Origin of the sequence: Bacillus cereus group sp. MG9 (genome assembly GCF_040459995.1) — a bacterium.
GTDB lineage: Bacteria > Bacillota > Bacilli > Bacillales > Bacillaceae_G > Bacillus_A > Bacillus_A mycoides.
Genome location: NZ_JARVHC010000001.1, coordinates 5285748 through 5309362 on the forward strand (window position 1 = coordinate 5285748; position 23615 = coordinate 5309362).

Here is a 23615-nt window from a genome sequence, read left to right on the forward strand (position 1 = left end):
TAATGATTAAAAAAGCCTGAAAATAGGCGCAATGATATTTTGTAAAAATACTAATACATATGGAATAACAACATTGAAAATAGGTTGAATTGTGTAATTGCTAAGCGGTGTAATAACAAGAATTAATAACGCAATTGATCCATACTTTTCATACTGTGTCATTTTCGCACGAATATTTGCTGGTGCTAAATCTTCCACAACGCGATAACCATCAAGTGGCGGGATTGGTAATAAATTAAATACAAGTAAAACAATATTAAGCATAATAAAAATTTGGAAAAATTGATCCAGCGTATCTGCTACTGCAAGTGGCATCGCATCTAACACACCAAATGTTATTAAGCTATACCAAATAATTAAACCAATTGCACTTAAGATAAGATTACTTATCGGTCCCGCAATAGAAACTAATATTCCTGCAAGACGCGGTCTTTTAAAGTTATATGGGTTAACAGGCACGGGTCTTGCCCAACCGAATCCAAGAATTAATACAGCAATCATACCGACAGGATCTAAATGAGCCATCGGTGATAACGTTAAACGCCCTTGCTTTTTCGCTGTATCGTCTCCAAATTTATATGCAACATACGCATGTGCAAATTCATGCACAGATAGCGCAATAATAATCGCCATTGCTACCAACGGAATTTGTTGCAATGGGTATCTAAATAACTGATCCATACTTCATCTCCTCTTCAATATGTCAAAAAAAGAAATTATTTGTTTTTCCGATTGTTCTTCCTCATAATCCGCTATAATAAGAGTGTAACTTACATAAAAGGAGCGATCATATATGCCATACGTAACAGTGAAAATGCTAGAAGGACGCACAGAAGAACAAAAGAAAGCTCTTGCTGAGAAAGTAACAGCAGCAGTAAGCGAAACAACTGGTGCTCCTGAAGAAAACATCGTTGTTTTCATCGAAGAAATGTCTAAAAACCATTATGCAGTTGGCGGAAAACGCTTAAGCGACAAATAATTTCAAGTTTTTTCATAAGAAGCAGCTCTTAGCTGCTTCTTATTTCTTTCCTTCTAACAACTCGATAATTCTCTCTTTATATTTTCCTTTTCTTCCATCTTCATAGATTAAATCATGCGGATAGAATAGCTTTTGATCCGTTCGCTTCTTACCTGTAATCGCCTCAACAATATCCGATTCACGCGAAAGCTCTCTAAGTTCCCCGTTCGGCATAAGAAGTAAGATTGGCAGACGCTCTTCTTCTTCTCCTGCACGGTAAAAGTCATACGGTAAGTCTGATGTTGAATCAACAACTAAATAATACTCTGGGTCTAGTCCAATTTTTTTAAATAAGCTACTTAGCTCCATCCAATTATCTAAACCGTGCTTATCTGTAAACTCCACATATTTAAATAGATTTCGATTCATAAAACGACGGCATAAGTCACTTAAAATCGGATCTTCTTCCTCTTGCCATACTTGGAAGTAATAATACATTACGTTCTCGTCTAGCTTTAAATAATCCTCTACTGTTACTTCTTCTTCAAATAAAGAATAGAAATGAACAGGATGATTTTTAAACGCATAATATTTCTCATGCAACGATTTAGCTCGGTGTAAAATCTTCGTTAAAATTACTTCTGCACTACGTGTTACCGGATGAAAATATACTTGCCAATACATTTGATAACGGCTCATAATATAATGCTCTACAGCATGCATACCACTATTTTTAATGACAACTTGATTACCGTACGGGCGCATGACACGCAGTATACGTTCCATATCAAAGTTCCCATACTTTACACCAGTAAAATATGCATCTCTTAATAAATAATCCATACGATCGGCATCAATTTGGCTCGAAATCATACTAATCGCTAATTTATTAGTAGATGTTTTCGCAATTACATCTGCTACCTTTTGCGGGAAATCCTTATCCACACGGCTTAACACACGATTAATTTCCGTATCACCAACGATAATCTTTTGCGTAAATTTCTCATGATCTAACGAAAATACTTTTTCAAACGAGTGAGAAAATGGGCCGTGACCGACATCATGAAGTAATGACGCACATAAACATAACAATCTATCTTCAGCATTCCAGTTCGGTCTGCCATCAAACACATCATCAATCATACGACGAATAATTTCATATACACCTAACGAATGAGTAAAGCGACTATGCTCTGCACCGTGAAATGTAAAAAATGTCGTACCAAGCTGCTTAATACGGCGCAAGCGTTGAAATTCTTTCGTTCCGATTAAATCCCAAATAACGCGATCACGCACGTGTACATATTTATGTACTGGGTCTTTAAACACTTTTGTTTCGCTGAGTTTGTCGTTTAAATATACCACTTTCCGACATCCCCCTTTCTTTACTGCATTCTTACTATATATTATAAACGATATAGGAAACAGAAAGAAATGAAAGACTATATTAATTCCTGTTATATAAAGAAAAATCACCTTTACCAAAGCAAAGGTGATTTTTCTTTATATATTATTTTCCTAAAATGAACTCAGTAACTTCGTCTAGGATCATTTCTTTACCTAGTGGGAAGTATCCTTTGTTTACATCTTCATTACTGATTGTAAATACATGGTTGTTTTTAACAGCGTTCATATTTTTCCAAATTGATTCTTCTTGGAATTCTTTTAGACGCTGAGAACCGTCACCAGTTGTAAATACGAATAAGTAATCTGGATTGTAATCAATTAAAGCTTCTTTTTGTATTTGTACTAACGGTTTATCAGTTGGTGTACCTTTAACTGCTGGTAATTTTAAATCACCAAAGATTACGCTACCGTAACCGTAGTCACCGTATACACGGAATGCATTTGGATATGCAGCCATTTTCATGAATGTTGCATCGCCAGTTTTAGCAACGATTTTGTCATGTAATTTGCTTGCTTTTTCATCATACTTTTTGAACCATTCTTTTGTTTCTTTCTCTTTACCGAAGATTTGTCCTACTTCTTCGAATTTTGGACGCCATTGGTCTAATGGAGTTTTTAACATAACTGTTGGTGCAATTTTAGATAATTGATCATAAATCTTTTCTTGACGATTGTTTACAATAATTAAATCTGGTTTTGCAGCAGCCACTGCTTCGATGTTAATTTTATCGCCCCACGCAGAACCAACCGGTTTTACATCTTTCAATTTCTTCTCAATATGTGAATCAATTTTTTCTTGTGTTGTATTTGCAGTAATAATCGGTTTCATACCGAAAATTAATAATTCTTCTGTTGAACCACTAAGGTCAGCAATTTTCTTTGGATTTGCAGGAATTTTAATTTCCCCTTTTGCGTGTTGTACAGTGCGCTCTTCAGTTTTCGCATCTGCTTTCTTTTCTTCTTCTTTGTTAGAACAAGCTGCAAATAGTACAGAAGTAACAACTAGTACCATTGCTAATAGTGCCATTTTAAAATTCTTCATATTCCGACTCCTTCTAGCTGTATTTCTCTTATAATTTGCATGTAACTATAAGAAACGAAACAACATTTAATTAATATATTTTTATTAATCGTTGTTTATAACCCGTTCTAACGGGCGTTCAACTTCCCATCCGTGGGTAAGAAGCTCAACGTCCATTAGAACTCCCCCTCTCACCTCTTTAAGAGGGGGAAATTCTATTAATTATGCTTTTTTACGCAATTGATTATTAATCATCGCTAAATCGTATGTTAAACAAATTGGTTTACAGTTTACTGGACATGGAACGATTTGCGCTTCAATCTCAAATACGTTACGAAGTGTTTCACTCGTCATAACTTCATCTGGCGTTCCTTGTTTCATTAACTTACCTGCTTTTAATGCAATCATATGATCAGAGAAACGAGAAGCATGATTTAAATCGTGAATAACCATAACAATCGTTCTGCCTTCTTCTTTGTTTAACTTCTTCAGTAAGTTTAATACCTCAAGTTGATGAGCCATATCTAAGTATGTTGTTGGTTCATCTAACACAAGTAAATCTGTTCCTTGTGCAAGAGCCATCGCAATCCATACACGTTGACGTTGACCACCTGATAAAGCTTCTGCTGGACGATTTGCGAATTCTGTCATCCCCGTCACTTCAAGTGCCCAATGAATGTAGCGATAATCCTCTTCTTTCAATGTTCCAAATCCTTTTTGATGAGGAAAACGTCCATATGAAACAAGTTCAAACACAGTAAGGCCTGTTGGCACTTCTGCAGTTTGTGGTAAAATCGCCATTTTCTTTGCGATTTCTTTCGTTGGCTGTTTCTCAATTGCTTTTCCATCAAGATAAACAGTACCTCGTTTTGCTTTCAAAATACGAGAAGCCGTTTTTAATAATGTGGATTTCCCACAACCATTTGGTCCAATAATCGTTGTAATTTGTCCTTCCGGAATTTCAACTGTTAATCCATCTATAATTAACCCTTCATTATATCCAACAGATACCGCATCAACTGCTAAAGTTGCCATACAAAAAGCCTCCCTTTATTTTGTCCTCATAAGTAAATATATGAAATATGGTGCACCAATTACAGAAATAACAAGACCGACCGGTATTTCTGAAGTTGGTAACACGCTTCTTGAAATTACATCTGCAAATAAAAGCAAGAACGTTCCTATTAATGCAGCTGTTGGTAACATAATTTGATGTTTACCACCAACGAGGCGTCTCGCTAAATGCGGAGCCATTAAACCGATAAAACCAATGCCGCCCGCCACCGCAACAGATGCACCTGCTAAACAAACTGCAATAAATAATAATTTACGTCTTTCCTTTTCTACGTTTACACCAAGGCCAACTGCTGTAGAGTCGCCTAAATTCATTACATTTAATATGTGCGCTTTACTAATGGCAAGTGGTAAGAAAATAACCATCCATGGGAGTACACTTAGTACGAACTTCCAATCTGTTCCCCATAAACTTCCTGCCAACCAAATCGTTGCAAAACGGAAGTCGTTCGATGTCATCTTCATAGAAAAAATTAAACTAACAGCACCAAATCCGGCTGCAACAGCGATACCAACAAGAATTAATCGAGTTGATGAAACGCCGTCTTTCCATGCTAGTAAATAAATAATAACCGCTGCTAATATCGCACCAACTAGCGCGAAGAATGGAAGGATAAATACAGATAAAAATGTACCAGTTCCAACTTTTCCAAAGAAAAAGTAGACGAATACAACAACTGTTAATCCCGCTCCGGCGTTAATACCGATAATACCTGGATCAGCAAGCGGGTTTCGTGATAGCCCTTGCAAAATTGCACCTGACATAGCTAATGCAGAACCAACTAATATAGCAATAACCATACGCGGCATACGAAATTCAAATAAAATAACAGATTGATCTTCTGCACCTAATCCAACCAATGACTTTAATACATCTATTGGAGGAATTTTAAATGTTCCTGTATTTAAACTTATTAAAAATACAGCAACAATTAATCCTACTAAAATCGTTAAAATAGAAACGTTCTTTTTTGTTAAGACGCTCGTCCTCACATCTTTCCTCTCCCTTCATTACGTGCTAAGTAGAGGAAGAATGGCACCCCAATTAGCGCTGTAATTGCTCCAATTGGCGTTTCAAATGGTGGATTAATAACGCGAGATAACATATCTGCACATTCAATTAGCAATCCACCTAAGACCGCAGAACATGGAATAACCCATCTATAATCTGAGCCTACAAGGAAACGAGTCATATGCGGAATTACAAGTCCAACAAATCCAACTGATCCTGCCATAGAAACCGCAGAACCTGTTAATACAAGAACAAGTACTGTTCCGATAAATTTAATTAATGTCGTATTTTGACCAAGTCCAATCGCAATTTCTTCACCAAAGCTTAAAATTGTGATATATCTCGACATCATAATTGCTATAATGAGACAAACAAGACCAATCGGTACTAACATATTAATACTTTGCCATTTCACTCCGGCAACACCGCCTGCATTCCACATACTTACCTCTTGGGCAAGGTTGAAATACAATGCAATTCCAGATGAAATTGCCCCTAATAAAGCACTAATTGCTGCACCTGCTAAAGCTAATTTTACAGGCGTTAATCCACCTGGTGAAGAAGACCCAATACCATATACAATGCTCGCTCCAAACGCAGCTCCAATAAAAGATGCGATAACAAACATTAAATAAGGTGAATTAGGGAAGAATGCATACATAATTGCAATTCCGAATACAGCACCATCTGTAATCCCCATTAACGATGGAGATGCAAGTGGATTTCGTGTCATACCTTGCATAATTGCACCTGATACCGCTAAAAAAGCACCTGCAACTACGCCCCCTATTGCTCTAGGCATGCGAAGTTCTTGAATTACGTTATGGTGCGTTATGGAACCATCAAACTGAAATACAGCTTGCCAAACGGTTTTTAAACTAATATCTGCTGCACCAAACGAAATAGAAACTGCCATACTTAAAGCTAACAAAATTGTGCCTGCTATTAAAATAATAGAAGCAACGAGCGGTCTGCTCTTAATCTCTTTAACATTCACATCTTGCTGTTCTATACTCCTTGCGCTCGCTTCCATCCCTCAACCATCCTAACCAACAACATATATTTAATAAAATGAAATTTATTCTCAAATAATAATAAAAAAATTAGGTGAATTGACCTTTTTCATGATAATGATTATCAGAATCAGACACTTTCTATTCTACCTACCACGTCAAAAGACTGTCAACCATTATTTTGAAATACGAATTCATACAAAACGCTATCTTATGGACATAAAAAAAGAAGAGTAATCTGTTCACTCTTCTTTTTCTTACTTATTTAATTTTGCTTCAATTTTTACAATTAATTCGTCTTCTGTTGGAGCCGCAACTGGACGATTATTTACAAACGCGAATGATTTTTTACGACCAGGGCCACAGTAAGACTGACATGCAACCTCAATCGTTGCACATGAATCTACTTTTTTTAACTTCGGAATCAACGTTTTAACGTTCGTTGCCTGACAATCATCACACACACGAAATTCGTTTCCCATTATATATAACACTTCCTCTATTTTAAACTTTTCACAAGTACATTTAAAAATAAACACTAAATGGTATTTTACCGCTCTTTGAAGCTTGTTGCAAGTCTCCGGGCATAGCTCTATTCCTATATAAAGCTACCTATTTTTTATATTTTCTCCTTCAAAAGCTTTCATCATTCATAGCCACATTTCTTCTCTTCATTGAAATCTACCATATTTTTAAAAGCTTTGTATAAAAGCTCATTTTTTTGCCCATTATAAAAATAGGAAGTTCATAAAAAGAAAGGGAGTTGAATCTATGAAAGTAAGACAAGATGCTTGGACAGACGAGGACGATTTATTACTTGCTGAAACGGTGCTTCGCCATGTTCGAGAAGGAAGTACTCAATTAAATGCTTTTGAAGAAGTAGGAGATCAGTTAAATCGCACATCTGCTGCTTGTGGTTTCCGCTGGAATGCTGTTGTTCGCTATAGCTATGAACAAGCTCTTCAACTAGCAAAAAAACATCGTAAAGATAAAATGCGTGCTGCGGGCGGTGAACAGACAAAAAAACGTTTGCTTTACACACCACCAGCTTCAGCGGCGGCGATAACTGATTATGAAGAACACGTACCGTATGAAACAGCTGTTCAATATACAGAAGCTACTCCATATCAAAAGCCGACTGTCCCTGCTCCAAAAAGCTCAATAACAATGCAAGATGTTATTTACTTTTTACAAACAGTTGGATCTTCAAATATAAAAGTAACAGCTCTTGAAAACGAGAATACGAGATTGAAACAAGAAATTAAAACGCAAATCCTGCGAAATGAAGAACTAGAAAAGAAACTAGAAAAATTAGAACAACAATCTCATACTGTACAAGAGGATTACGAAACACTTATGAATATTATGAACCGTGCTCGTAAATTAGCAGTAATGGATGATGAGGAACGCTCACAAACATCTTTCCGCATGGATCGAAACGGTAACTTAGAAAAAATTGCAGAATAAAAAGGATGCATGCAATGCATCCTTTTTATTCTTTCACCTCTAAACTTCCCTTTATATATGAGAAAACCCCTTTCTACATTTTTTGCTATAATAAAGGTTGTCATTTTAAAAATAAGGGGTTAGTTATATGAGCAATTCCCGTTCGATTTTATCTCAGCCAGAGTGGCGTATTGTAGATCAGTCTAGTTTAGGACCAACTTTCCATGCACTTCAGTCATTCGCAATGGATGACACGTTATGCACAAGTATTGGAAATGGTCTATCCGCTGCAACAATGCGCTCTTGGGTTCATCACAATACAATTGTTCTTGGCATTCAAGATTCACGCCTACCACATTTAGAAGAAGGTATTTCCTTTTTAAAAGAAAACGACTTCAATGTTATCGTTCGTAATTCTGGTGGACTTGCTGTCGTACTTGATGAAGGTGTTTTAAATGTATCACTTTTATTCCAAGAAACAGAAAAGGGTATCGATATCGACCTTGGATACGATACGATGTGGCATTTAATTAAGGAAATGTTAAAAGATTACGATGTTACTATCGAAGCAAAAGAAATTGTTGGTTCTTATTGTCCTGGTAGCTACGATTTGAGCATTCGCAATCAAAAATTTGCTGGTATTTCTCAGCGTCGTATTCGCGGAGGCGTTGCTGTACAAATTTACTTATGTGCGACAGGAAGCGGATCTGAGCGTGCCGCACTCGTTCGTGATTTTTACAACGTAGCAATTCAAGGCGAAGAAACAAGATTTACGTATCCCGAAATTGTACCGAGTACGATGGCCTCACTATCTGAATTACTCGGTGAAACAATTACAGTGCAAGATTTAATGATGCGCCTTTTAAAAACGTTGCAACAATTCACTCCAAAGTTAACATCATCTCAGCTAACAGTAGATGAAGTTCCTTTATATGAGACGAATTTACAACGTATTATTGACCGTAATAATAAGGCACTTGGTTTAGAAAAATAGAAACCAAAAAGACCACCCTCATTTCAAAATGATATTATCCCCTTTAGGTAGACAGTGTAAAAAAGACCATGTACACACATGGATGTTACACTATTACTTGGAGGGGATTTTTCATGACTAAAAAAGGATCGACATTTAATACCTATTCAGAAGAATTAAAGTTATCAGCTGTTCAAAGTTATTTAAACGGAGAAGGAAGTTACAATATGATAAAGGAAAGATATCAGATTAGAAGTTCTACCCAACTTAAAAATTGGGTCAAAAAATATAAAGAATGTGGTGAGATTACAGATACTCGCGGGAAAAATGGGGGAATGAAAGGTATACCAAACCCTCTAAAAGGAAAACGTGTTTATTTTAAGACAATTGAAGAGGAACGTGACTACTATAAGGCACAGGTTGAATATTTAAAAAAGCAGTATCCAAATCTATAAATGGAGGTGTACTAAAATATAAAGAGAGATATCATATCATTGAATCATTAAAGACAAAGTATCCAGTTATATGGCTTACGAAATTTGCGGGTGTACATCGTTCAAGTTACTATAAATGGATTCATACCAAAGGTATGAAAAACATACGACTAAAATCCGAGAAACGATTAAAAAAGGTAATACGATCTATTCACGTAAAGCACAAAGAATATGGTTATCCACGTATGAAAATCGCTTTACAGGAAGAGGGATATTTTATAAATCACAAAAAAGTATATCGCTTAATGAGTGAGCTCAATATTCAATCTATTATTCGAAAGAAGCGTCGCTTCTTTAAAGGGAACTATTCCAATATTTTTCCGAATGTTTTAAACCGTGAATTTAAAGATCGCCAACAAAATGAGGCACTTGTTACAGATATTACTTACCTACGATTCCAAGAGGGATTTCGGTATCTTTCTGTTGTACAAGATGTTTATAATAACGAAGTTGTTTCTTGGAAAATATCTACGCGCAATAATAATGAACTTGTATTAGATACGATTGAAATGTTGGCACAAAAAAGAGATGTGCGTGGAACCATTCTCCATTCAGATCAGGGATTCCAGTACACATCTCATGCCTACAACAAACGACTTTCCGATTTAGGTATCATTGGTAGCCACTCTCGCAAAGGAAACTGCCATGATAACGCTTGTATCGAGTCATTTTTCTCCCATTTTAAATCGGAGATGTTGTATTTGAATCATTTTAAAACAGAAGAAGATTTAATACAAGCAATTGAAGAATATATTTACTTTTATAACTATAAACGGTTCCAAAAACGACTCAACCATCGAGCTCCGATAGAATATCGAATCTCGATGGCTGCTTAGTCTTTTTCATACTGTCTACTTGACAGGGGTAAGACCAAAAGAAATAGGATGGTCTTTTTTCATATTAATTCGTTATAGAATTAAAGTGCTTGAGCTGCTGTAATTAAAGCTAACTTGTACACTTCTTCTTCGTTACATCCACGAGATAGATCATTTACAGGCATATTTAAACCTTGTAAGATTGGTCCTACTGCTTCGAAGTTACCTAAGCGTTGAGCGATTTTGTAGCCGATATTACCAGCTTCTAAGCTTGGGAATACGAATACGTTAGCATCACCTTTAATTGTAGAACCTGGAGCTTTCTTCTCAGCTACAGATGGTACGAATGCAGCATCGAATTGGAATTCTCCATCTAAAGTTAATTCAGGAGCCATTTCTTTTGCAATGCGAGTTGCTTCTACAACTTTTTCTGTTTCTGGAGATTTCGCAGAACCTTTTGTAGAGAAGCTTAACATAGCAACGCGTGGGTCAATACCGAATAGTTCAGCAGTTTTCGCACTTTCGATACCAATTTCAGCTAAATCTTGGCTGTTTGGTGCAATGTTAATTGCGCAATCAGCGAATACATACTTCTCTTCTTCACGTACCATGATGAATACGCCTGAAGTTTTTGTAACGCCTGGTTTTGTTTTAATAATTTGAAGTGCTGGACGAACTGTATCAGCTGTAGAGTGAGCTGCACCACTTACTAAACCTTGTGCTTTGCCCATGTATACAAGCATTGTACCGAAGTAGTTTTCGTCTTTAAGAATTTTACGAGCATCTTCTTCTGTTGCTTTACCTTTACGGCGTTCAACGAAAGATGCTACCATTGCATCCATCTCTTCGTATGTAGCTGGATCGTAAATATCAACGCCTGCTAATGTTAAGTTCATGCTAGCAGCTTTTGCGCTAATTTCTTCTTTATTACCAACTAAAATTGGTTTTACTAACTCTTCTTTTGCTAAACGCTCTGCAGCGCCTAAAATTCTTTCATCAGTTCCTTCAGGAAGTACGATAGAAATGCCTTTTCCTTGAACTTTTTCTTTTACTGCTGTAAATAAATTGCTCACGAATAAACCCTCCTACAAATGTTAAAAACTCTACCTTTAAGAATACTTCTTTTCAGCTATATTTTAAACTTATAGCTCCCAAAAAATAGATAAAATGAAAATGATTATATTTTCATAAAATTCAGCCGAGAAATATTGCCTACTTAAGCCTTATTTTCTCCCGTTTTCCAGTAAATATAAATGTGACAGTTTTATGCGCCGAAACTTTATGTAGATGTTTTTAATCCTATATATGCTATAGTTAACGTGTAAAATATCATTAACTGAGGTGAATAGAATGAGTGAAGCAACAACAACGTTAGATGGCTGGTATTGTTTACATGATTTACGTTCTATTGATTGGGCAGCATGGAAAACATTATCTAGTGACGAACGCGGACAAGCAGTGTCTGAATTTTTAAATGTCGTTGAAAAATGGAACGAAGTAGCTACTGCAAAAAAAGGCAGTCATGCAATGTATACAGTTGTTGGTCAAAAAGCAGATATTATGCTTATGATCTTACGTCCAACAATGGAAGAGTTAAATGAAATCGAAACAGAATTAAATAAAACAACATTAGCTGAATATTTAGTTCCTGCATATTCTTACGTATCTGTTGTTGAACTAAGCAACTATCTTCCAGCTGATGAAGACCCATACCAAAACCCACAAATCTTAGCTCGCTTATATCCTGAGTTACCGAAAGCAAATCACATTTGCTTCTATCCAATGGATAAGCGTCGCCAAGGTAATGATAACTGGTATATGCTTCCTATGGATGAACGTAAGAAACTTATGTACAGCCATAGCAAAATCGGTCGCCAGTACGCAGGTAAAGTGCGCCAAGTTATTTCAGGATCAGTTGGATTTGACGATTTTGAGTGGGGCGTAACATTATTTGCTGACGATGTTCTTCAATTTAAGAAACTTATATATGAAATGCGCTTCGATGAAGTAAGTGCTCGTTATGGTGAATTCGGAACATTTTTCGTTGGAAACATTTTACCAGACGAAAAGGTAGAGAAATTTTTACACATATAAATCGTAAAAAAGGAACGAAATTCGTTCCTTTTTTTATTACCCTCTATATTTCTCCTCAAAAAGCTTCTTTTCTCTGCAAATTTGAACAAAAATCGACAAATTCTTTTCAAGTCCCTTACAAAATTGTAACCTTTCTATATCCAAATTTATGCTAAAATGGTACGAGCTATATGCTAATAACGATGCGAAGGTGATAATGTATATGAAGAAAATCTTGTCTATTTTACTAGTGTCTCTATTGTCATTTTCTTCCTTAGGAGTAACAACATCCCATGCGGAAGAAAAAATACATATAGAGGCAGCTGCTGCACTTCTATTTGATGCGGATACAGGAAAAATACTGCATGAACAAAATCCAGATGAATTACTAGCTATCGCTAGTATGTCAAAATTAATTGTTATTTATGCCGTATTAGAAGCAATTAAAGAAGGAAAAATCACTTGGGATACGAAAGTAACTATTTCTGATTACGCTTATGAAGTTTCACGTAATAATGAATTCTCTAACGTGCCGTTCGAAAAAGGACGTCAATATACTGTAAGAGAATTATACCATTCTATCGTTATCTTCTCTGCAAATGGATCTAGTATTGCTTTAGCAGAATTACTTGCAGGCCGTGAAAAGAACTTCTTAAATCTCGCAAATGAACATGCGAAAAAACTAGGGTTAAAGAAATATAAATTTGTAAATGCTACGGGGTTAAATAACGCTGATTTAAAAGGAAAACATCCTGAAGGAACTGATCCGAATGGAGAAAACTCCATGTCAGCTCGCGATATGGGTATTCTTTCAAAAACAATTATTACAAAGTATCCAGAAATGCTAGAGGATACAAAACAAAGATTTAGAAACTTCCCAGATAATCATCCAAAACCAATTCGTATGGAAAATTGGAACTGGATGTTACCAGGTGCTGCTTTCTCTTATGAAGGAGCAGATGGTTTAAAAACAGGAAGCTCTGATACCGCTGGGTATGGTTTTACCATTACAGCAAAACGCGGTGATTTACGTCTTATATCTGTTATTATTAAAACGAAATCAATGGACGAACGTTTCACAGAATCTCGCGCATTAATTGAATATGGATTTAATAACTTCGAAAAACAGAAATTAAAAATAGATAAAAATAACAAAATTTCTGTAGTAAAAGGAAAAGAAGACTACGTAACAGTTGCACCAGAAAAAGAAGTGACAGTAGTTACTGCAAAAGGTAGCAAATCACCTTACAAAATTTCTACTGAAGCAGATAAATCACTTGCTGAAGATGGGCATTTAGTTGCTCCTATTAAGAAAGATGCAAAGGTAGGTTCAATCGTCTTAGAACCATCTGATAAATATGGTTTCTTAGACGGAAATAAAAGTATAAAAGTTACTGCAAAAACGACTGAAGAAGTAGAAAAAGCAAATTGGTTCGTATTAACAATGCGTTCAATTGGCGATTTCTTCTCAAATTTATGGTCTAAAGTATTTTAATGATGAAAAGCTAGCTCACGCTAGCTTTTTTTATTTTTCCCTCTAGATGTAAAACTTCGTTTGGTTGTCATATCTGCGTCCTTTTTCTCATACGTATGAACTAGTAATTGTTCCACACTTCATCTAAGAAAAACCTCTTTCCAAAGGGTATTCCAAAAAGAGAGGTGACACATAATGGGTGTTATCGCACATACAGAAGAAGATGTAAAGTTATTAGCTAGACTCATGCGTGCTGAAGCTGAAGGAGAAGGACAACAAGGCATGCTAATGGTTGGAAATGTCGGTGTAAATCGTGTCCGCGGAAATTGTTTAGATTTTAAAAAAGTACGGAACTTACGTCAGATGGTTTATCAAAATCCTGGTGGTTTTGAAGCTACTCAAAAAGGGTACTTTTATCAACGAGCACGAGAACAAGACATTGCCTTAGCAAGGCGTACCATTCAAGGACAACGTTTTTGGCCTGCAAATTTCGCTTTATGGTTTTTCAGACCTGAAGGTCCTTGCCCACCAACTTGGTATGACCAACAAAACTCTGGACGTTTTAAAAGGCACTGCTTCTTCCAACCATCCGGTCAGGATTGTCCAAGCGTATATTAAGGAATGAAAATGAGGAGGGATTTTTGAATGGCACAGCAACAAAATCCATACTATGGAACAGGTTTTTATCAACCATCTGGAACTTATGTACAACCGCAACAGATGAACCCACAACAGCAGCAACAGCAACAAGCAATGCAACAACAAGCTGCTCAGGCTCAATTGGCAGTTTCTCAAGGTATGTTGCCACTAGAGCAATCGTATATTGAAAATATCCTTCGTTTAAACAAGGGTAAACAAGCTACCGTTGTAATGACTTATGAGCGTGGTAGCTCGCTCGGTACACAATCTTATACAGGGATTATCGAGGCAGCTGGCCGTGACCATATCGTTATTAGTGAACCGAAATCTGGAAAACGATTTTTACTACTAATGATTTACTTAGATTATGTAGAATTCCCAGGAGAAATTATGTATTTACCTGGTCAACAAGCAACTTATGCTCCAAGACCATAAAAAAAAGCTGGCAAATGCCAGCTTTTGTTTTTTTATAACCCTTTTACAACTGCAGTTCCGACTAAAATCCAGGCCACAATAAATGCTACACCACCAATAGGTGTGATTGGGCCAAAGAATTTAATACCTGTTGTACTTAATGCATAAAGACTGCCTGAGAACATAATAATCCCAGCTACCATAAGCCAACCCGCAGCGCTTAAAAGTGATGATTGCATTTTATCCATTAATAGAGCAACTACGAATAAGCCACCTGCATGAAACATTTGATATGTAACGCCCGTCTTCCACACTTCTAACATTTTTGCAGAAATTTTATTTTCTAAACCATGTGCTCCAAAAGCCCCTAATGCAACAGATAGCCCCGCTGCAATACAACCTAGTAAAAAGAAAATTTTCATCTTAATTCCCCTTTTTATTTTTATCATAAGCAATTTTCACATATAATCCAAACGATTTAATCCCTAAAAATCAAATAAAGAATTACCATTTGCACCTTCTTCTTTTATATACACAGGTTCTCCAGAAACTGGCATAACCGGTTGAACTGTTGTTATAGGCTGAGATCCGATTATTTGTGATTGAACTTGTGGTTCTCTATACGTAGAAGGCTCAACTTGTTCATCTAATAATAAATCACATAATGCACGCACAACTAATAAATGCTCTTTTGATTTTTGTCCTTCACTACTTTTTGCCTTTGCAATTTCACTCGCCATTTTATTTAAAACCTTATCGCTAGATACTTGCATTCCTTGTCACCTCTTACTTTGTAGTTCTTTCTCAAATTGCCTCAGTTTCTCCACTGAACCAAATACTATTATCATATCATGTTCTTGCAGTTTTTCCTGCCCCGTTGGATTATGGATAATATCCCCATCTCTTAAAATCGCTAAAATTGTTACACCAAATTGATTTCTCACATTACTCTCTAATAACGATTTACTAGCTAAGTTAGAATCTTTACCAACTTGAATTTCTTCAATTACAAATGATTGCTCTATTCCATACAATACTGTATCAATATAATGCACTGTTAACGGATTCGCAATATCCAACCGTTAATACAGTAATCATCGTCATCCAAAATGCTTGAAACAAGCTAATCTCTTCAATTGTCATAAATCATAGCATTCCTAGAATTACAACAAAAGTCATACATATAACCGCTATCCATAATTGCTTCCGTACATTCATATTATGTTTCAACTCTTTTCTCTATCTACAATCTTTGCCAGAGGAAATGAAATACGTATATACTAGAAAACGGAATCTATGAAAGAGGTTGATATAATGAAGCTATTTCTTTCTGCCTTACAATGGGCACTATTTATTTTAGCTGGAAGTCTTATTGTACCAATTAGTGTCGCAACTAGTTACGGCCTTGATGGCGCTGAAGCTATCGCGTTTGTACAAAGAACATTATTTGTTCTCGGTTTTGCCGGTCTCTTGCAAGCTATATTTGGTCATAAACTTCCTATCCAAGAAGGTCCTGCAGGCCTTTGGTGGGGAATTTTCTCCTTGTATGCAAGTTTAGGCGTCGTATTATTTGGATCAAGCAATGAAACACTTAAGGTCCTTCAGTACGCTTTCCTATTAAGTGGCATCATTTGTATTATTCTTAGTGTTTTTGGACTTATTGATAAACTAGTTCGTTACTTTACACCGACAGTAATTGGAACGTATTTATTCCTTTTAGTCGCACAACTTAGTGGCTCCTTCTTAAAAGGCATGTTTGGCCTTGATGGACAACATACAGAAGTACAGCCAAAGGTATTTATTCTTTCACTCATTGTTATTTTACTATCTTTTTTCATTATGAAGCTACCTATTATTGGACAATATTCCGTTCTTTTCAGTATCGTCTGCGGCTGGATATTATTTGCGTGCTTCGGATTATCTAATCCAGTAACACCTGTGACAGATATAATTCGTCTTCCATCTCTGTTTGTTTTCGGAATGCCTCGCATTGAATGGAACATGGCAATTACGGTAGTTTTCGTCACACTACTACTTCTAACAAATATGTTAGCAAGTATTCGCGTTGTACAAAAGGTTGTTTCTAAATATGAAGAAGATGCTGCTCCAGATCGCTTCAAACAAGCTGGCATTATAACAGGAATAAATCAATTGCTAGGCGGTCTATTTTCAGCCATTGGTCCTGTTGCCATTTCTGGATCCGCAGGATTTATTGCAACGACAAATATTTATAAGCGCCTTCCATTTATGTTAGGGTCAAGCTTTATCATTCTTGTTAGTATATTCCCAAAGATTACTTCATTCTTTGCAGCCATCCCCGTTGCAGTTGGGTATGCTGCAATTTATCCTGTATTTGCAAGCATGATTGGTCTAGCTTTCCGCGAATATGACACTGTACAAAATAAAGAACAATTATTTAAAGTAGCAGGCCTTTCAATCTTTACAGGAGTCGGCGTTATGTTCGTTCCAGCAGGAGCGTTTTCTACGCTACCACCATTTTTGGCTTCATTTTTAAGTAACGGTCTTGTTCTTGGATCTGTAATGGCTATCTTGCTGGAAATATTATTTTCTCGTTCGCATGAAAAACAACCATCGTAAATTGGAAAACTTCCATTATTGCACTCTACCTTTAGAGTTGTTACGATAATGATAAAGTGAAACTTTAATCAGTGGGGTTTTTGTTCATCCCCACTGATTATTAGCCCGCACCAATCGGGCGTTTACGGGCAGTTAATCTCCCACCTAACTTCTTTGCTCCAGCTAAATTTTGAGGTGGGAGTCTTACTGCCCGGCAAATAGCGGGATAAATTATCATGGGCAACACGCTCATGATAATTTATACTAACAATGCAGAACTTCTCCTAGTTTCATGCAAAGAAGTTCGATGTCTTACTATATTCCCCACTATCTTCATAAAAATTTATTTCTATTTCAACAAAGAAAGGAATTTTCTATATGACTTATAAAATGATTGTTTTAGATTTAGATGATACTTTATTACGCGACGACCATACAATTTCACCTCGTACGAAAGAGGCTTTAATGACAGCACAAGAGCAAGGAGTTAAAGTTGTACTTGCTTCTGGGCGCCCAACGTTTGGTATGCGCAATGTTGCAAAAGAACTTCGTTTAGAGGAATACGGTAGCTTCATTCTATCTTTTAACGGCGCAAAAATTATTAACTGTAAAACAAATGAAGAAATCTTCAGTAGCACGCTATCTCCTGAAATCGTTCACAACCTATTTGAAATTAGTAAAACTGAAGATGTATGGATCCATACTTATATTGGCGATGATATCGTAACAGAAGAAAATAATCCTTATACTAAAATTGAGGGCGAAATTACTGGCATGCCGATTATTGAAGTAGATGATTTTAAAACTGCTGTTAAAGAACCTGTAGTAAAAGTATTAATGAATAAAGAAGCTGAACGCCTTGTTGAAGTAGAAAAGAAACTACAAAAACAACTAGAAGGTCAATTAAGCGTTATGCGCTCTAAACCATTCTTCTTAGAATTTACTGAATATGGTGTTACAAAAGGAACAAGCCTAAACCAGCTAATCCAAAAACTTGGTATTAAGCGTGAAGAGGTTATCGCAATGGGTGATAGCTATAACGACCAAGCAATGATTGAATTCGCTGGTCTTGGTGTTGCAATGGGCAATGCACCAGCTGATATTAAAGAAATTGCAAACTATGTAACAGACACAAATATGAACGATGGCGTTGCAAAAGTTGTAGAGAAATTCGTTTTAAAAACGGAAGTACTTGTTTAATATTTTCATTCATAAAACCTATTTGAAGTCAAATACTTCAAATAGGTTTTTATTTAAATTGCAATGCTTTTGTGACTATATTTTGAACTTTGCACTATTCTCGTAGTGTAAACTTTCTTTTTGTATATAATTAAACAAAATAGACTATTTCATTTTGAAAAAGAATACAAATTTACTATATACAAGCATACATTAAAGGAGGCTACTTCATGTTATCTACACCAATCGGAAGATTAAGAGCAATCGGCTTAATTGAGGGGATTTCTTTCCTATTACTATTATTTGTAGCAATGCCATTGAAATATTTCGCAGGATTTGCAACAGCTGTTAAAATTACAGGCATGGCTCATGGCGTTTTATTTATTCTATTCATCTTTGCGGTAATTCAAGTAACAATCGTACACCGTAAAACAATTTTATGGGCACTTGGTGCGCTTGTTGCATCAGTTATCCCATTTGGTACTTTTGTACTAGATGCAAAACTAAAAAATGAACAGTAATAGTAAAAAGGTAGTTAACAATTGTTAGCTACCTTTTTTGCGTTTATATATTCGGAATTTGCCAATCGATTTCTTTTTCATCCATGTTAGATAAAATCTCATTTACTTTAGAGTACGGCTTACTTCCAAAGAAACCTCGTCTTGCTGATAATGGACTTGGATGTACGGATTCAATAATATGGTGACTTGTATTCGTAATTAACTTTTTCTTCGCCTGCGCGTGACGTCCCCACAGTATGAAAATAACTGGCTTTTCACGTTCATTTAATAGCTCAATTACGCGATCTGTGAAATGCTCCCATCCTTTTCCCTTATGAGAATTCGCCTCACCTTGACGAACCGTTAACACAGTATTTAATAATAAAACTCCTTGCTCCGCCCACCTTACTAAATAACCGTTATTCGGAATTTCATAACCATATTCATCTCGAAGTTCTTTGTACATATTTAGCAATGATGGCGGCGTTTTAATATCAGGTTGTACCGAAAAGCTTAAACCATGCGCTTGATTCGGTCCATGATATGGGTCTTGTCCTAAAATAACGACCTTTGTATTTTCATAACTTGTATACTCTAGAGCGTTAAAAATATCTTCTTTCTTTGGATAAATCACATGCTCCTCATACTCTTCTTTTAAAAGGTTAGCTAAAGCTTGATAGTATTCTTTCTCAAATTCTGGCCCCAGTAATGGTCCCCAATCATTCTGCAAAATGTTTTCCATTCCTTCACTTCCTATCCAATTAATTCACCATATCCTGCCTTGTAAATACTACAAACGAAATGATAAGAGATACTACTGCCCAAACCGTTAAATTTATTAAAGAAAATCCCATTGATAATCCTTGTAATGCAGGCAGTTTTCCTGATAAATAATCCGTTAGCGATAAGTTGACACTAAAAATGTATTTCGCACCTTCCCAAGACGTTGCGAATGAACTTAAAATGCCGCCTGCAATTAACGCAGCTAACATAACGCCCATACCAGCTGGTGTATTACGAATTAAAACAGAGACCATAAATGATATAGTTCCAACAACGATAGCAACAAACCAAGCTAGTCCGTACGCCATTAAAATGTATTGCCACTGCGGAATAAGATGGACAAAGTTCGTATTTAACGTTTCCTTATCAATGACGAATCCTGTTAACACAGGTAAATTCCATCCAGAGTATCCAAATACAAGCCCTGATAATGCGTAAGCAAACAAACCGACAAGAAGCAATATGAGCGAAATGAAAAATAACATCGTCACATATTTACTAAGGAGTATTTTCCAGCGCCGAATTGGCCTCGTCAGAAGCATTTTCATCGTACCATCGCTTCGTTCTCCTGAAACAATATCAATGGCGACAATCATAACGAGCAATGGAATAAATAACGTTATTCCTTGTTCAATAAACGCCCTCACAAATGTCGGTGCTCCTGGCGCAGTCGGATTAATATTATGATCTAAATAATATTGTTGTTGTTCCACTCTTACTTTTAACCAATCCCGCCATTCTTCTGGCAATCTAGAATTGTTCAAGCGGTTTTGTGAATCAACAATTTGTTGCTGTAATGATACTTTCCAATCGGTCGTACCAAGCCTTTTTTGCGTCGTTTCTATTTCACGATACTGAGCATACACAAAAAGTGGAATCAAGATTGCTAAAATAAGCATGACAACAACAATTCGTTTCTTACGATAAATCTTTTCTGATTCATTTAAAACTAGATTCGCAAATTCACGCATGTTGCTCACCCCTTGTGAGTTCAATAAATAAATCTTCTAGCGTAAATACAAGCTCTTTGACGCTATGTACATCTATCCCGTTTTCTACAAAATGCTTATTCCAAACATTAATAGACGCAACATCCATACGACATAATAAACGCTCATCTTCTACACTAACTTCCTCTATCTCTTCAGCAGCGTCTAACATGTCTTTCGCTTTGGAAATCGGTGTAACGACCCATTCCACACGATCACTCGCTGTTTTGATCAACTCTTCAATAGGTGCAACTGTTATCATTTTTCCTTTATGAATAATAGCAACACGGTCGCATATCAGTTGCACTTCACTTAGCAAGTGACTCGAAATAAATACACTCATATTTTCTTCTTTTACAAGCTTATGTATAAATTCCCTAAGTTCTCTAATCCCAGCTGGATCTAAACCATTCGTCGGTTCATCTAATATGAGCAATTTCGGGTTTCCAAGTAGCGCCTGTGCAATTCCAAGGCGCTGCTTCATACCAAGGGAATATGTTTTTACCTTATCGTGAATACGCTCATCTAAATGAACCATTTTTGCAATTTCAATAATACGTTCATCTGATATATCACCAAGCATGCGCGCAAATTGCTTTAAGTTTTCCCATCCCGTTAAATATGTATAAAGCTCTGGGTTTTCAACTATACTTCCAATTTGACGCATCGCTTCTCTGAAATTTTCCTTAATAGAATAACCACCGATAGAAATAGTACCTTCTGTCGCTTTAATCAGTCCAACTAACATTCGAATTGTTGTCGTTTTCCCGGCTCCGTTCGGTCCTAAAAAGCCAAACACTTCTCCTTGTTTTACATCAAATGAAATGTCCTCTACAAGCGTCTTCTTTCCAATTACCTTCTTCAAGTCTCGTACAGAAAGTATCGTCGTCATTTTATCCCTCCTTGCTCTAGTTTTAATTTACTTACGACGTTTTGGACTAATCGCTCTGCCATATATGTGTAGCCTACTTCATTCGGATGAAAATGATCGGAGTATAATAAATCTTTTCCACGATTTTGGAATAAATCAAATGTCGGTGTAATATATACATTTTTATCATTTAATGCTAATTTCTCTAAAGAAGCATTCCAATCAACAACAATATTTGATGAACCTCTTAAATCTTCTACATCCTCAAAAGGATTGTATAAACCTAACCAAAAAATAGGACTATCTGTGTTTAATTTACGAATTTCTTCTATAATTTTCTTCGCTTCATTTTGAAACGTTTCCGTATCAGGACGATACGTCTCTAAATCTATCTTTCCGAGCGATTCCCATCCTGGGAATAAATCATTTCCTCCAATTGTTAAAACAATTACATCTGCTTGCTTAATTGAATATTGAGCTCCGCTGCTTTCGATTTGTTTTAATAAATCAGGCATTTTCGCACCACTAACTGCCAAATTGCTTAGTGCAACTTTTTGTTTATAATCTTTTTGTAAATTCTCTTTCATTCGTCCAATATAGCCAATTCCTTCTTTATCACCAACGCCGCGCGTTAACGAATCACCTAAACTAACTACTTGTAACGTTCCTGTTTTCTTTTTTTCTTTTTCCAATACGTCAGTCTTCGTAATTAATTTTGAAGCTTTCGGATTTAATACATCATTTACACCCGAAACAAAACCGTATGCAAATAAACAGAAAGACGCAATTGTAATGAGTAGAATTACTTTTACTAATTTTGATCTCATATCAAAACCCCTTTTAGCCCCTATAGGTTGTCCATAATTATACCAAACGAATTTTCGAAAAGCGATTTTCACACCTTCTCTATTATGTCGTTTCCCTATCTACCAAACCTGGTAATAACTCTACATGTTTCACATCTATTTCCTCATCATTAATCTTTTCATATAATAATTCAAATGCCTTTACACCAACATTTTTACTAGAATGCGAAATCGTCGTAATACCTAATATATTTGCCACCTCTTGATCATCACATCCGATAATCGTAATATCCTCTGGGATACGAATTCCTTGTTTTTTCGCCTCCGTTACCATTCCTGCAGCAATATGATTGCAAGATACAAGAAAAGCCGTCGGTTTTACAGACATACGAGCCCATTCCCTGACTACATTGCGCCCATCTTCCACCGTAAAACAGCCCTTAAACTTCCAGGCATCTAACGGTGTTACAACAATCTGTTGAAGTGAATCTTCATACGCCTTTTTTCGCCTCTGGCTATTAATACTATTACTTCTTCCAATGCAATATCCGATACGTGTATGACCAGCATCTATTAAGCTTTTCATCCCGCGCAAAAATACTTTGTAGTAATCAATATGTACACTCGAAATGAATTTCGAATCTATTTCTTCACACATCACAATTGGACCAAACTTCGTATACTCTTCAAGTTTTTCCTTACTATTTGTCCGTGAACATATAATTACTCCATCAAGCTTTTTCATTTTTAACATATGTAAAATTTCAAGCTCTTTTTCCTCGCTATAATTTGTCTGGCAAAGCATCATATTATAATTGTTCTTTGCGGTTTCCTTTGATATCCCCCCAATAATGGCACTGTAATATTGATCATTTACGTGCGGCAATAACACGCCAATTACATTCGTTTTTCCTTTCACTAAATGAATCGCATTCACATTTTGCGTGTAATTTAATTCTTCAATAATCGCTAAAATCTCTTTTCGTTTCTGTTCATTCACATACGGATGATTATTGAGTACACGTGAAACAGTTGAAACAGATACACCAGCAAGTTCAGCAATCTTTCTTATATTAGTCATCTCATTCTCCCCTTCC

Annotated in this window: 27 protein-coding genes and 1 pseudogene; 11 read left to right on the forward strand and 17 right to left on the reverse strand. The window is 36.1% G+C overall.

The window, feature by feature from the left end:
* Nucleotides 1-6: 6 nt before the first annotated feature.
* The gene (locus QCI77_RS27215; protein ID WP_353825725.1) at nucleotides 7-681 is read right to left on the reverse strand and encodes a site-2 protease family protein; all 675 of its coding nucleotides are present in this window, start codon (nucleotides 679-681) and stop codon (nucleotides 7-9) included.
* Between the two features lie 112 nt (nucleotides 682-793).
* Here QCI77_RS27215 and QCI77_RS27220 point away from each other — a divergent pair, with 112 nt between their 5' ends.
* Nucleotides 794-979, forward strand: a complete 186-nt coding sequence (locus QCI77_RS27220; protein WP_001147171.1) for a 2-hydroxymuconate tautomerase — start codon at nucleotides 794-796, stop codon at nucleotides 977-979.
* 39 nt (nucleotides 980-1018) lie between these two features.
* Here QCI77_RS27220 and QCI77_RS27225 read toward each other — a convergent pair whose 3' ends face one another.
* The 6 genes from QCI77_RS27225 to QCI77_RS27250 all read right to left on the reverse strand — a co-directional run bounded on the left by QCI77_RS27225 (nucleotide 1019) and on the right by QCI77_RS27250 (nucleotide 6967).
* Nucleotides 1019-2323, reverse strand: coding sequence for an HD domain-containing protein (locus QCI77_RS27225; RefSeq protein ID WP_002130105.1), 1305 nt, complete (start codon nucleotides 2321-2323; stop codon nucleotides 1019-1021).
* A gap of 145 nt (nucleotides 2324-2468) precedes the next feature.
* Nucleotides 2469-3407, reverse strand: a complete 939-nt coding sequence (locus tag QCI77_RS27230; protein WP_002138981.1) for an ABC transporter substrate-binding protein — start codon at nucleotides 3405-3407, stop codon at nucleotides 2469-2471.
* A gap of 201 nt (nucleotides 3408-3608) precedes the next feature.
* Nucleotides 3609-4421 carry an ABC transporter ATP-binding protein gene (locus QCI77_RS27235; protein WP_000212073.1) on the reverse strand — a complete coding sequence of 271 codons (813 nt, stop codon included), beginning with the start codon at nucleotides 4419-4421 and terminating at the stop codon, nucleotides 3609-3611.
* A 15-nt stretch (nucleotides 4422-4436) separates the two neighbouring features.
* Complete coding sequence (locus tag QCI77_RS27240) at nucleotides 4437-5453, reverse strand: FecCD family ABC transporter permease (RefSeq protein ID WP_113733726.1); 1017 nt, start codon at nucleotides 5451-5453, stop codon at nucleotides 4437-4439.
* Complete coding sequence (locus tag QCI77_RS27245) at nucleotides 5450-6505, reverse strand: FecCD family ABC transporter permease (RefSeq protein ID WP_000388282.1); 1056 nt, start codon at nucleotides 6503-6505, stop codon at nucleotides 5450-5452. Before QCI77_RS27245 ends, QCI77_RS27240 begins: the two co-directional genes overlap by 4 nt.
* Before the next feature lie 237 nt (nucleotides 6506-6742).
* Nucleotides 6743-6967, reverse strand: coding sequence for a YuzB family protein (locus QCI77_RS27250; protein ID WP_000526075.1), 225 nt, complete (start codon nucleotides 6965-6967; stop codon nucleotides 6743-6745).
* Between the two features lie 289 nt (nucleotides 6968-7256).
* Here QCI77_RS27250 and QCI77_RS27255 point away from each other — a divergent pair, with 289 nt between their 5' ends.
* The 3 genes from QCI77_RS27255 to QCI77_RS27265 all read left to right on the forward strand — a co-directional run bounded on the left by QCI77_RS27255 (nucleotide 7257) and on the right by QCI77_RS27265 (nucleotide 10234).
* Nucleotides 7257-7952, forward strand: a complete 696-nt coding sequence (locus QCI77_RS27255; protein ID WP_002016365.1) for an RsfA family transcriptional regulator — start codon at nucleotides 7257-7259, stop codon at nucleotides 7950-7952.
* 127 nt (nucleotides 7953-8079) lie between these two features.
* A complete protein-coding gene (lipL, locus tag QCI77_RS27260; protein WP_002034931.1) occupies nucleotides 8080-8925 on the forward strand; it encodes an octanoyl-[GcvH]:protein N-octanoyltransferase in 846 nt (281 codons plus the stop codon).
* Between the two features lie 113 nt (nucleotides 8926-9038).
* Nucleotides 9039-10234, forward strand: a protein-coding gene (locus QCI77_RS27265; RefSeq protein WP_483298979.1) for an IS3 family transposase whose coding sequence is annotated in 2 segments (ribosomal slippage) — nucleotides 9039-9333 and nucleotides 9333-10234 — 1197 coding nt in all. Because the reading frame shifts where the segments join, the coding sequence is not laid out codon by codon here.
* Nucleotides 10235-10314: 80 nt separating this feature from the next.
* On the opposite strand, the gene pta is transcribed toward QCI77_RS27265, so the two are convergent.
* Nucleotides 10315-11286: a phosphate acetyltransferase gene (gene pta / locus QCI77_RS27270; RefSeq protein ID WP_002016367.1), complete on the reverse strand. Its 972-nt coding sequence runs from the start codon at nucleotides 11284-11286 to the stop codon at nucleotides 10315-10317.
* A 277-nt stretch (nucleotides 11287-11563) separates the two neighbouring features.
* Here pta and hemQ point away from each other — a divergent pair, with 277 nt between their 5' ends.
* From hemQ to gerQ, 4 genes are all read left to right on the forward strand, one after another.
* Entirely contained in the window at nucleotides 11564-12307 is a 744-nt protein-coding gene (gene hemQ / locus QCI77_RS27275) for a hydrogen peroxide-dependent heme synthase (RefSeq protein ID WP_002089820.1), read from the forward strand.
* Between the two features lie 196 nt (nucleotides 12308-12503).
* Nucleotides 12504-13781, forward strand: coding sequence for a serine hydrolase (locus tag QCI77_RS27280; protein ID WP_353825802.1), 1278 nt, complete (start codon nucleotides 12504-12506; stop codon nucleotides 13779-13781).
* A gap of 174 nt (nucleotides 13782-13955) precedes the next feature.
* Complete coding sequence (gene cwlJ / locus QCI77_RS27285; RefSeq protein WP_113768868.1) at nucleotides 13956-14378, forward strand: cell wall hydrolase CwlJ; 423 nt, start codon at nucleotides 13956-13958, stop codon at nucleotides 14376-14378.
* Between the two features lie 27 nt (nucleotides 14379-14405).
* A complete protein-coding gene (gene gerQ, locus QCI77_RS27290; RefSeq protein ID WP_113768869.1) occupies nucleotides 14406-14834 on the forward strand; it encodes a spore coat protein GerQ in 429 nt (142 codons plus the stop codon).
* A 32-nt stretch (nucleotides 14835-14866) separates the two neighbouring features.
* On the opposite strand, the gene QCI77_RS27295 is transcribed toward gerQ, so the two are convergent.
* The 4 genes and pseudogenes from QCI77_RS27295 to QCI77_RS30980 form a co-directional block, all read right to left on the reverse strand.
* Complete coding sequence (locus tag QCI77_RS27295; RefSeq protein WP_113768870.1) at nucleotides 14867-15235, reverse strand: DUF423 domain-containing protein; 369 nt, start codon at nucleotides 15233-15235, stop codon at nucleotides 14867-14869.
* Between the two features lie 63 nt (nucleotides 15236-15298).
* Complete coding sequence (locus QCI77_RS27300; RefSeq protein ID WP_001198367.1) at nucleotides 15299-15586, reverse strand: YwdI family protein; 288 nt, start codon at nucleotides 15584-15586, stop codon at nucleotides 15299-15301.
* Between the two features lie 6 nt (nucleotides 15587-15592).
* Nucleotides 15593-15886 (reverse strand): annotated as a pseudogene (locus QCI77_RS27305) (cation:proton antiporter regulatory subunit); the annotation flags it as partial.
* Entirely contained in the window at nucleotides 15855-15956 is a 102-nt protein-coding gene (locus tag QCI77_RS30980; protein ID WP_002130114.1) for an ion channel, read from the reverse strand. The gene QCI77_RS30980 and the pseudogene QCI77_RS27305, both read right to left, overlap by 32 nt.
* Before the next feature lie 171 nt (nucleotides 15957-16127).
* On the opposite strand from QCI77_RS30980, the gene QCI77_RS27310 reads away from it, so the two are divergent.
* From QCI77_RS27310 to QCI77_RS27320, 3 genes are all read left to right on the forward strand, one after another.
* Entirely contained in the window at nucleotides 16128-17411 is a 1284-nt protein-coding gene (locus tag QCI77_RS27310; RefSeq protein WP_063219244.1) for a purine/pyrimidine permease, read from the forward strand.
* 357 nt (nucleotides 17412-17768) lie between these two features.
* Complete coding sequence (locus tag QCI77_RS27315) at nucleotides 17769-18590, forward strand: Cof-type HAD-IIB family hydrolase (protein WP_113768871.1); 822 nt, start codon at nucleotides 17769-17771, stop codon at nucleotides 18588-18590.
* A 209-nt stretch (nucleotides 18591-18799) separates the two neighbouring features.
* On the forward strand, nucleotides 18800-19090 hold the full coding sequence (locus QCI77_RS27320) for a DUF3817 domain-containing protein (RefSeq protein WP_002144657.1): 291 nt from the start codon (nucleotides 18800-18802) through the stop codon (nucleotides 19088-19090).
* 43 nt (nucleotides 19091-19133) lie between these two features.
* On the opposite strand, the gene QCI77_RS27325 is transcribed toward QCI77_RS27320, so the two are convergent.
* The 5 genes from QCI77_RS27325 to QCI77_RS27345 are packed head-to-tail and all read right to left on the reverse strand — an operon-like array spanning nucleotide 19134 to nucleotide 23599.
* Nucleotides 19134-19811: a uracil-DNA glycosylase gene (locus QCI77_RS27325; protein WP_353825726.1), complete on the reverse strand. Its 678-nt coding sequence runs from the start codon at nucleotides 19809-19811 to the stop codon at nucleotides 19134-19136.
* Between the two features lie 19 nt (nucleotides 19812-19830).
* Complete coding sequence (locus tag QCI77_RS27330; protein ID WP_002089839.1) at nucleotides 19831-20823, reverse strand: ABC transporter permease; 993 nt, start codon at nucleotides 20821-20823, stop codon at nucleotides 19831-19833.
* Nucleotides 20816-21733 (reverse strand): ABC transporter ATP-binding protein, encoded by a 918-nt coding sequence (locus QCI77_RS27335; RefSeq protein WP_002089840.1) that lies wholly within the window; start codon nucleotides 21731-21733, stop codon nucleotides 20816-20818. The genes QCI77_RS27330 and QCI77_RS27335 overlap by 8 nt, the downstream gene beginning before the upstream one ends.
* Nucleotides 21730-22611, reverse strand: a complete 882-nt coding sequence (locus QCI77_RS27340; protein ID WP_353825727.1) for an SGNH/GDSL hydrolase family protein — start codon at nucleotides 22609-22611, stop codon at nucleotides 21730-21732. Before QCI77_RS27340 ends, QCI77_RS27335 begins: the two co-directional genes overlap by 4 nt.
* A gap of 10 nt (nucleotides 22612-22621) precedes the next feature.
* The gene (locus QCI77_RS27345; RefSeq protein WP_002167305.1) at nucleotides 22622-23599 is read right to left on the reverse strand and encodes a LacI family DNA-binding transcriptional regulator; all 978 of its coding nucleotides are present in this window, start codon (nucleotides 23597-23599) and stop codon (nucleotides 22622-22624) included.
* Nucleotides 23600-23615 lie beyond the last annotated feature (16 nt).

Excerpts from the sequence above, each read along its gene's own strand:
- QCI77_RS27215 (WP_353825725.1), bottom strand. The coding sequence starts at position 681 with ATGGATCAGTTATTTAGATACCCATTGCAACAAATTCCGTTGGTAGCA.
- QCI77_RS27220 (WP_001147171.1), top strand. The coding sequence starts at position 794 with ATGCCATACGTAACAGTGAAAATGCTAGAAGGACGCACAGAAGAACAA.
- QCI77_RS27230 (WP_002138981.1), bottom strand. The coding sequence starts at position 3,407 with ATGAAGAATTTTAAAATGGCACTATTAGCAATGGTACTAGTTGTTACT.
- QCI77_RS27235 (WP_000212073.1), bottom strand. The coding sequence starts at position 4,421 with ATGGCAACTTTAGCAGTTGATGCGGTATCTGTTGGATATAATGAAGGG.
- QCI77_RS27245 (WP_000388282.1), bottom strand. The coding sequence starts at position 6,505 with ATGGAAGCGAGCGCAAGGAGTATAGAACAGCAAGATGTGAATGTTAAA.
- QCI77_RS27250 (WP_000526075.1), bottom strand. The coding sequence starts at position 6,967 with ATGGGAAACGAATTTCGTGTGTGTGATGATTGTCAGGCAACGAACGTT.
- QCI77_RS27255 (WP_002016365.1), top strand. The coding sequence starts at position 7,257 with ATGAAAGTAAGACAAGATGCTTGGACAGACGAGGACGATTTATTACTT.
- lipL (WP_002034931.1), top strand. The coding sequence starts at position 8,080 with ATGAGCAATTCCCGTTCGATTTTATCTCAGCCAGAGTGGCGTATTGTA.
- hemQ (WP_002089820.1), top strand. The coding sequence starts at position 11,564 with ATGAGTGAAGCAACAACAACGTTAGATGGCTGGTATTGTTTACATGAT.
- QCI77_RS27280 (WP_353825802.1), top strand. The coding sequence starts at position 12,504 with ATGTATATGAAGAAAATCTTGTCTATTTTACTAGTGTCTCTATTGTCA.
- cwlJ (WP_113768868.1), top strand. The coding sequence starts at position 13,956 with ATGGGTGTTATCGCACATACAGAAGAAGATGTAAAGTTATTAGCTAGA.
- gerQ (WP_113768869.1), top strand. The coding sequence starts at position 14,406 with ATGGCACAGCAACAAAATCCATACTATGGAACAGGTTTTTATCAACCA.
- QCI77_RS27295 (WP_113768870.1), bottom strand. The coding sequence starts at position 15,235 with ATGAAAATTTTCTTTTTACTAGGTTGTATTGCAGCGGGGCTATCTGTT.
- QCI77_RS27300 (WP_001198367.1), bottom strand. The coding sequence starts at position 15,586 with ATGCAAGTATCTAGCGATAAGGTTTTAAATAAAATGGCGAGTGAAATT.
- QCI77_RS30980 (WP_002130114.1), bottom strand. The coding sequence starts at position 15,956 with ATGACAATTGAAGAGATTAGCTTGTTTCAAGCATTTTGGATGACGATG.
- QCI77_RS27310 (WP_063219244.1), top strand. The coding sequence starts at position 16,128 with ATGAAGCTATTTCTTTCTGCCTTACAATGGGCACTATTTATTTTAGCT.
- QCI77_RS27315 (WP_113768871.1), top strand. The coding sequence starts at position 17,769 with ATGACTTATAAAATGATTGTTTTAGATTTAGATGATACTTTATTACGC.
- QCI77_RS27320 (WP_002144657.1), top strand. The coding sequence starts at position 18,800 with ATGTTATCTACACCAATCGGAAGATTAAGAGCAATCGGCTTAATTGAG.
- QCI77_RS27325 (WP_353825726.1), bottom strand. The coding sequence starts at position 19,811 with ATGGAAAACATTTTGCAGAATGATTGGGGACCATTACTGGGGCCAGAA.
- QCI77_RS27330 (WP_002089839.1), bottom strand. The coding sequence starts at position 20,823 with ATGCGTGAATTTGCGAATCTAGTTTTAAATGAATCAGAAAAGATTTAT.
- QCI77_RS27335 (WP_002089840.1), bottom strand. The coding sequence starts at position 21,733 with ATGACGACGATACTTTCTGTACGAGACTTGAAGAAGGTAATTGGAAAG.
- QCI77_RS27345 (WP_002167305.1), bottom strand. The coding sequence starts at position 23,599 with ATGACTAATATAAGAAAGATTGCTGAACTTGCTGGTGTATCTGTTTCA.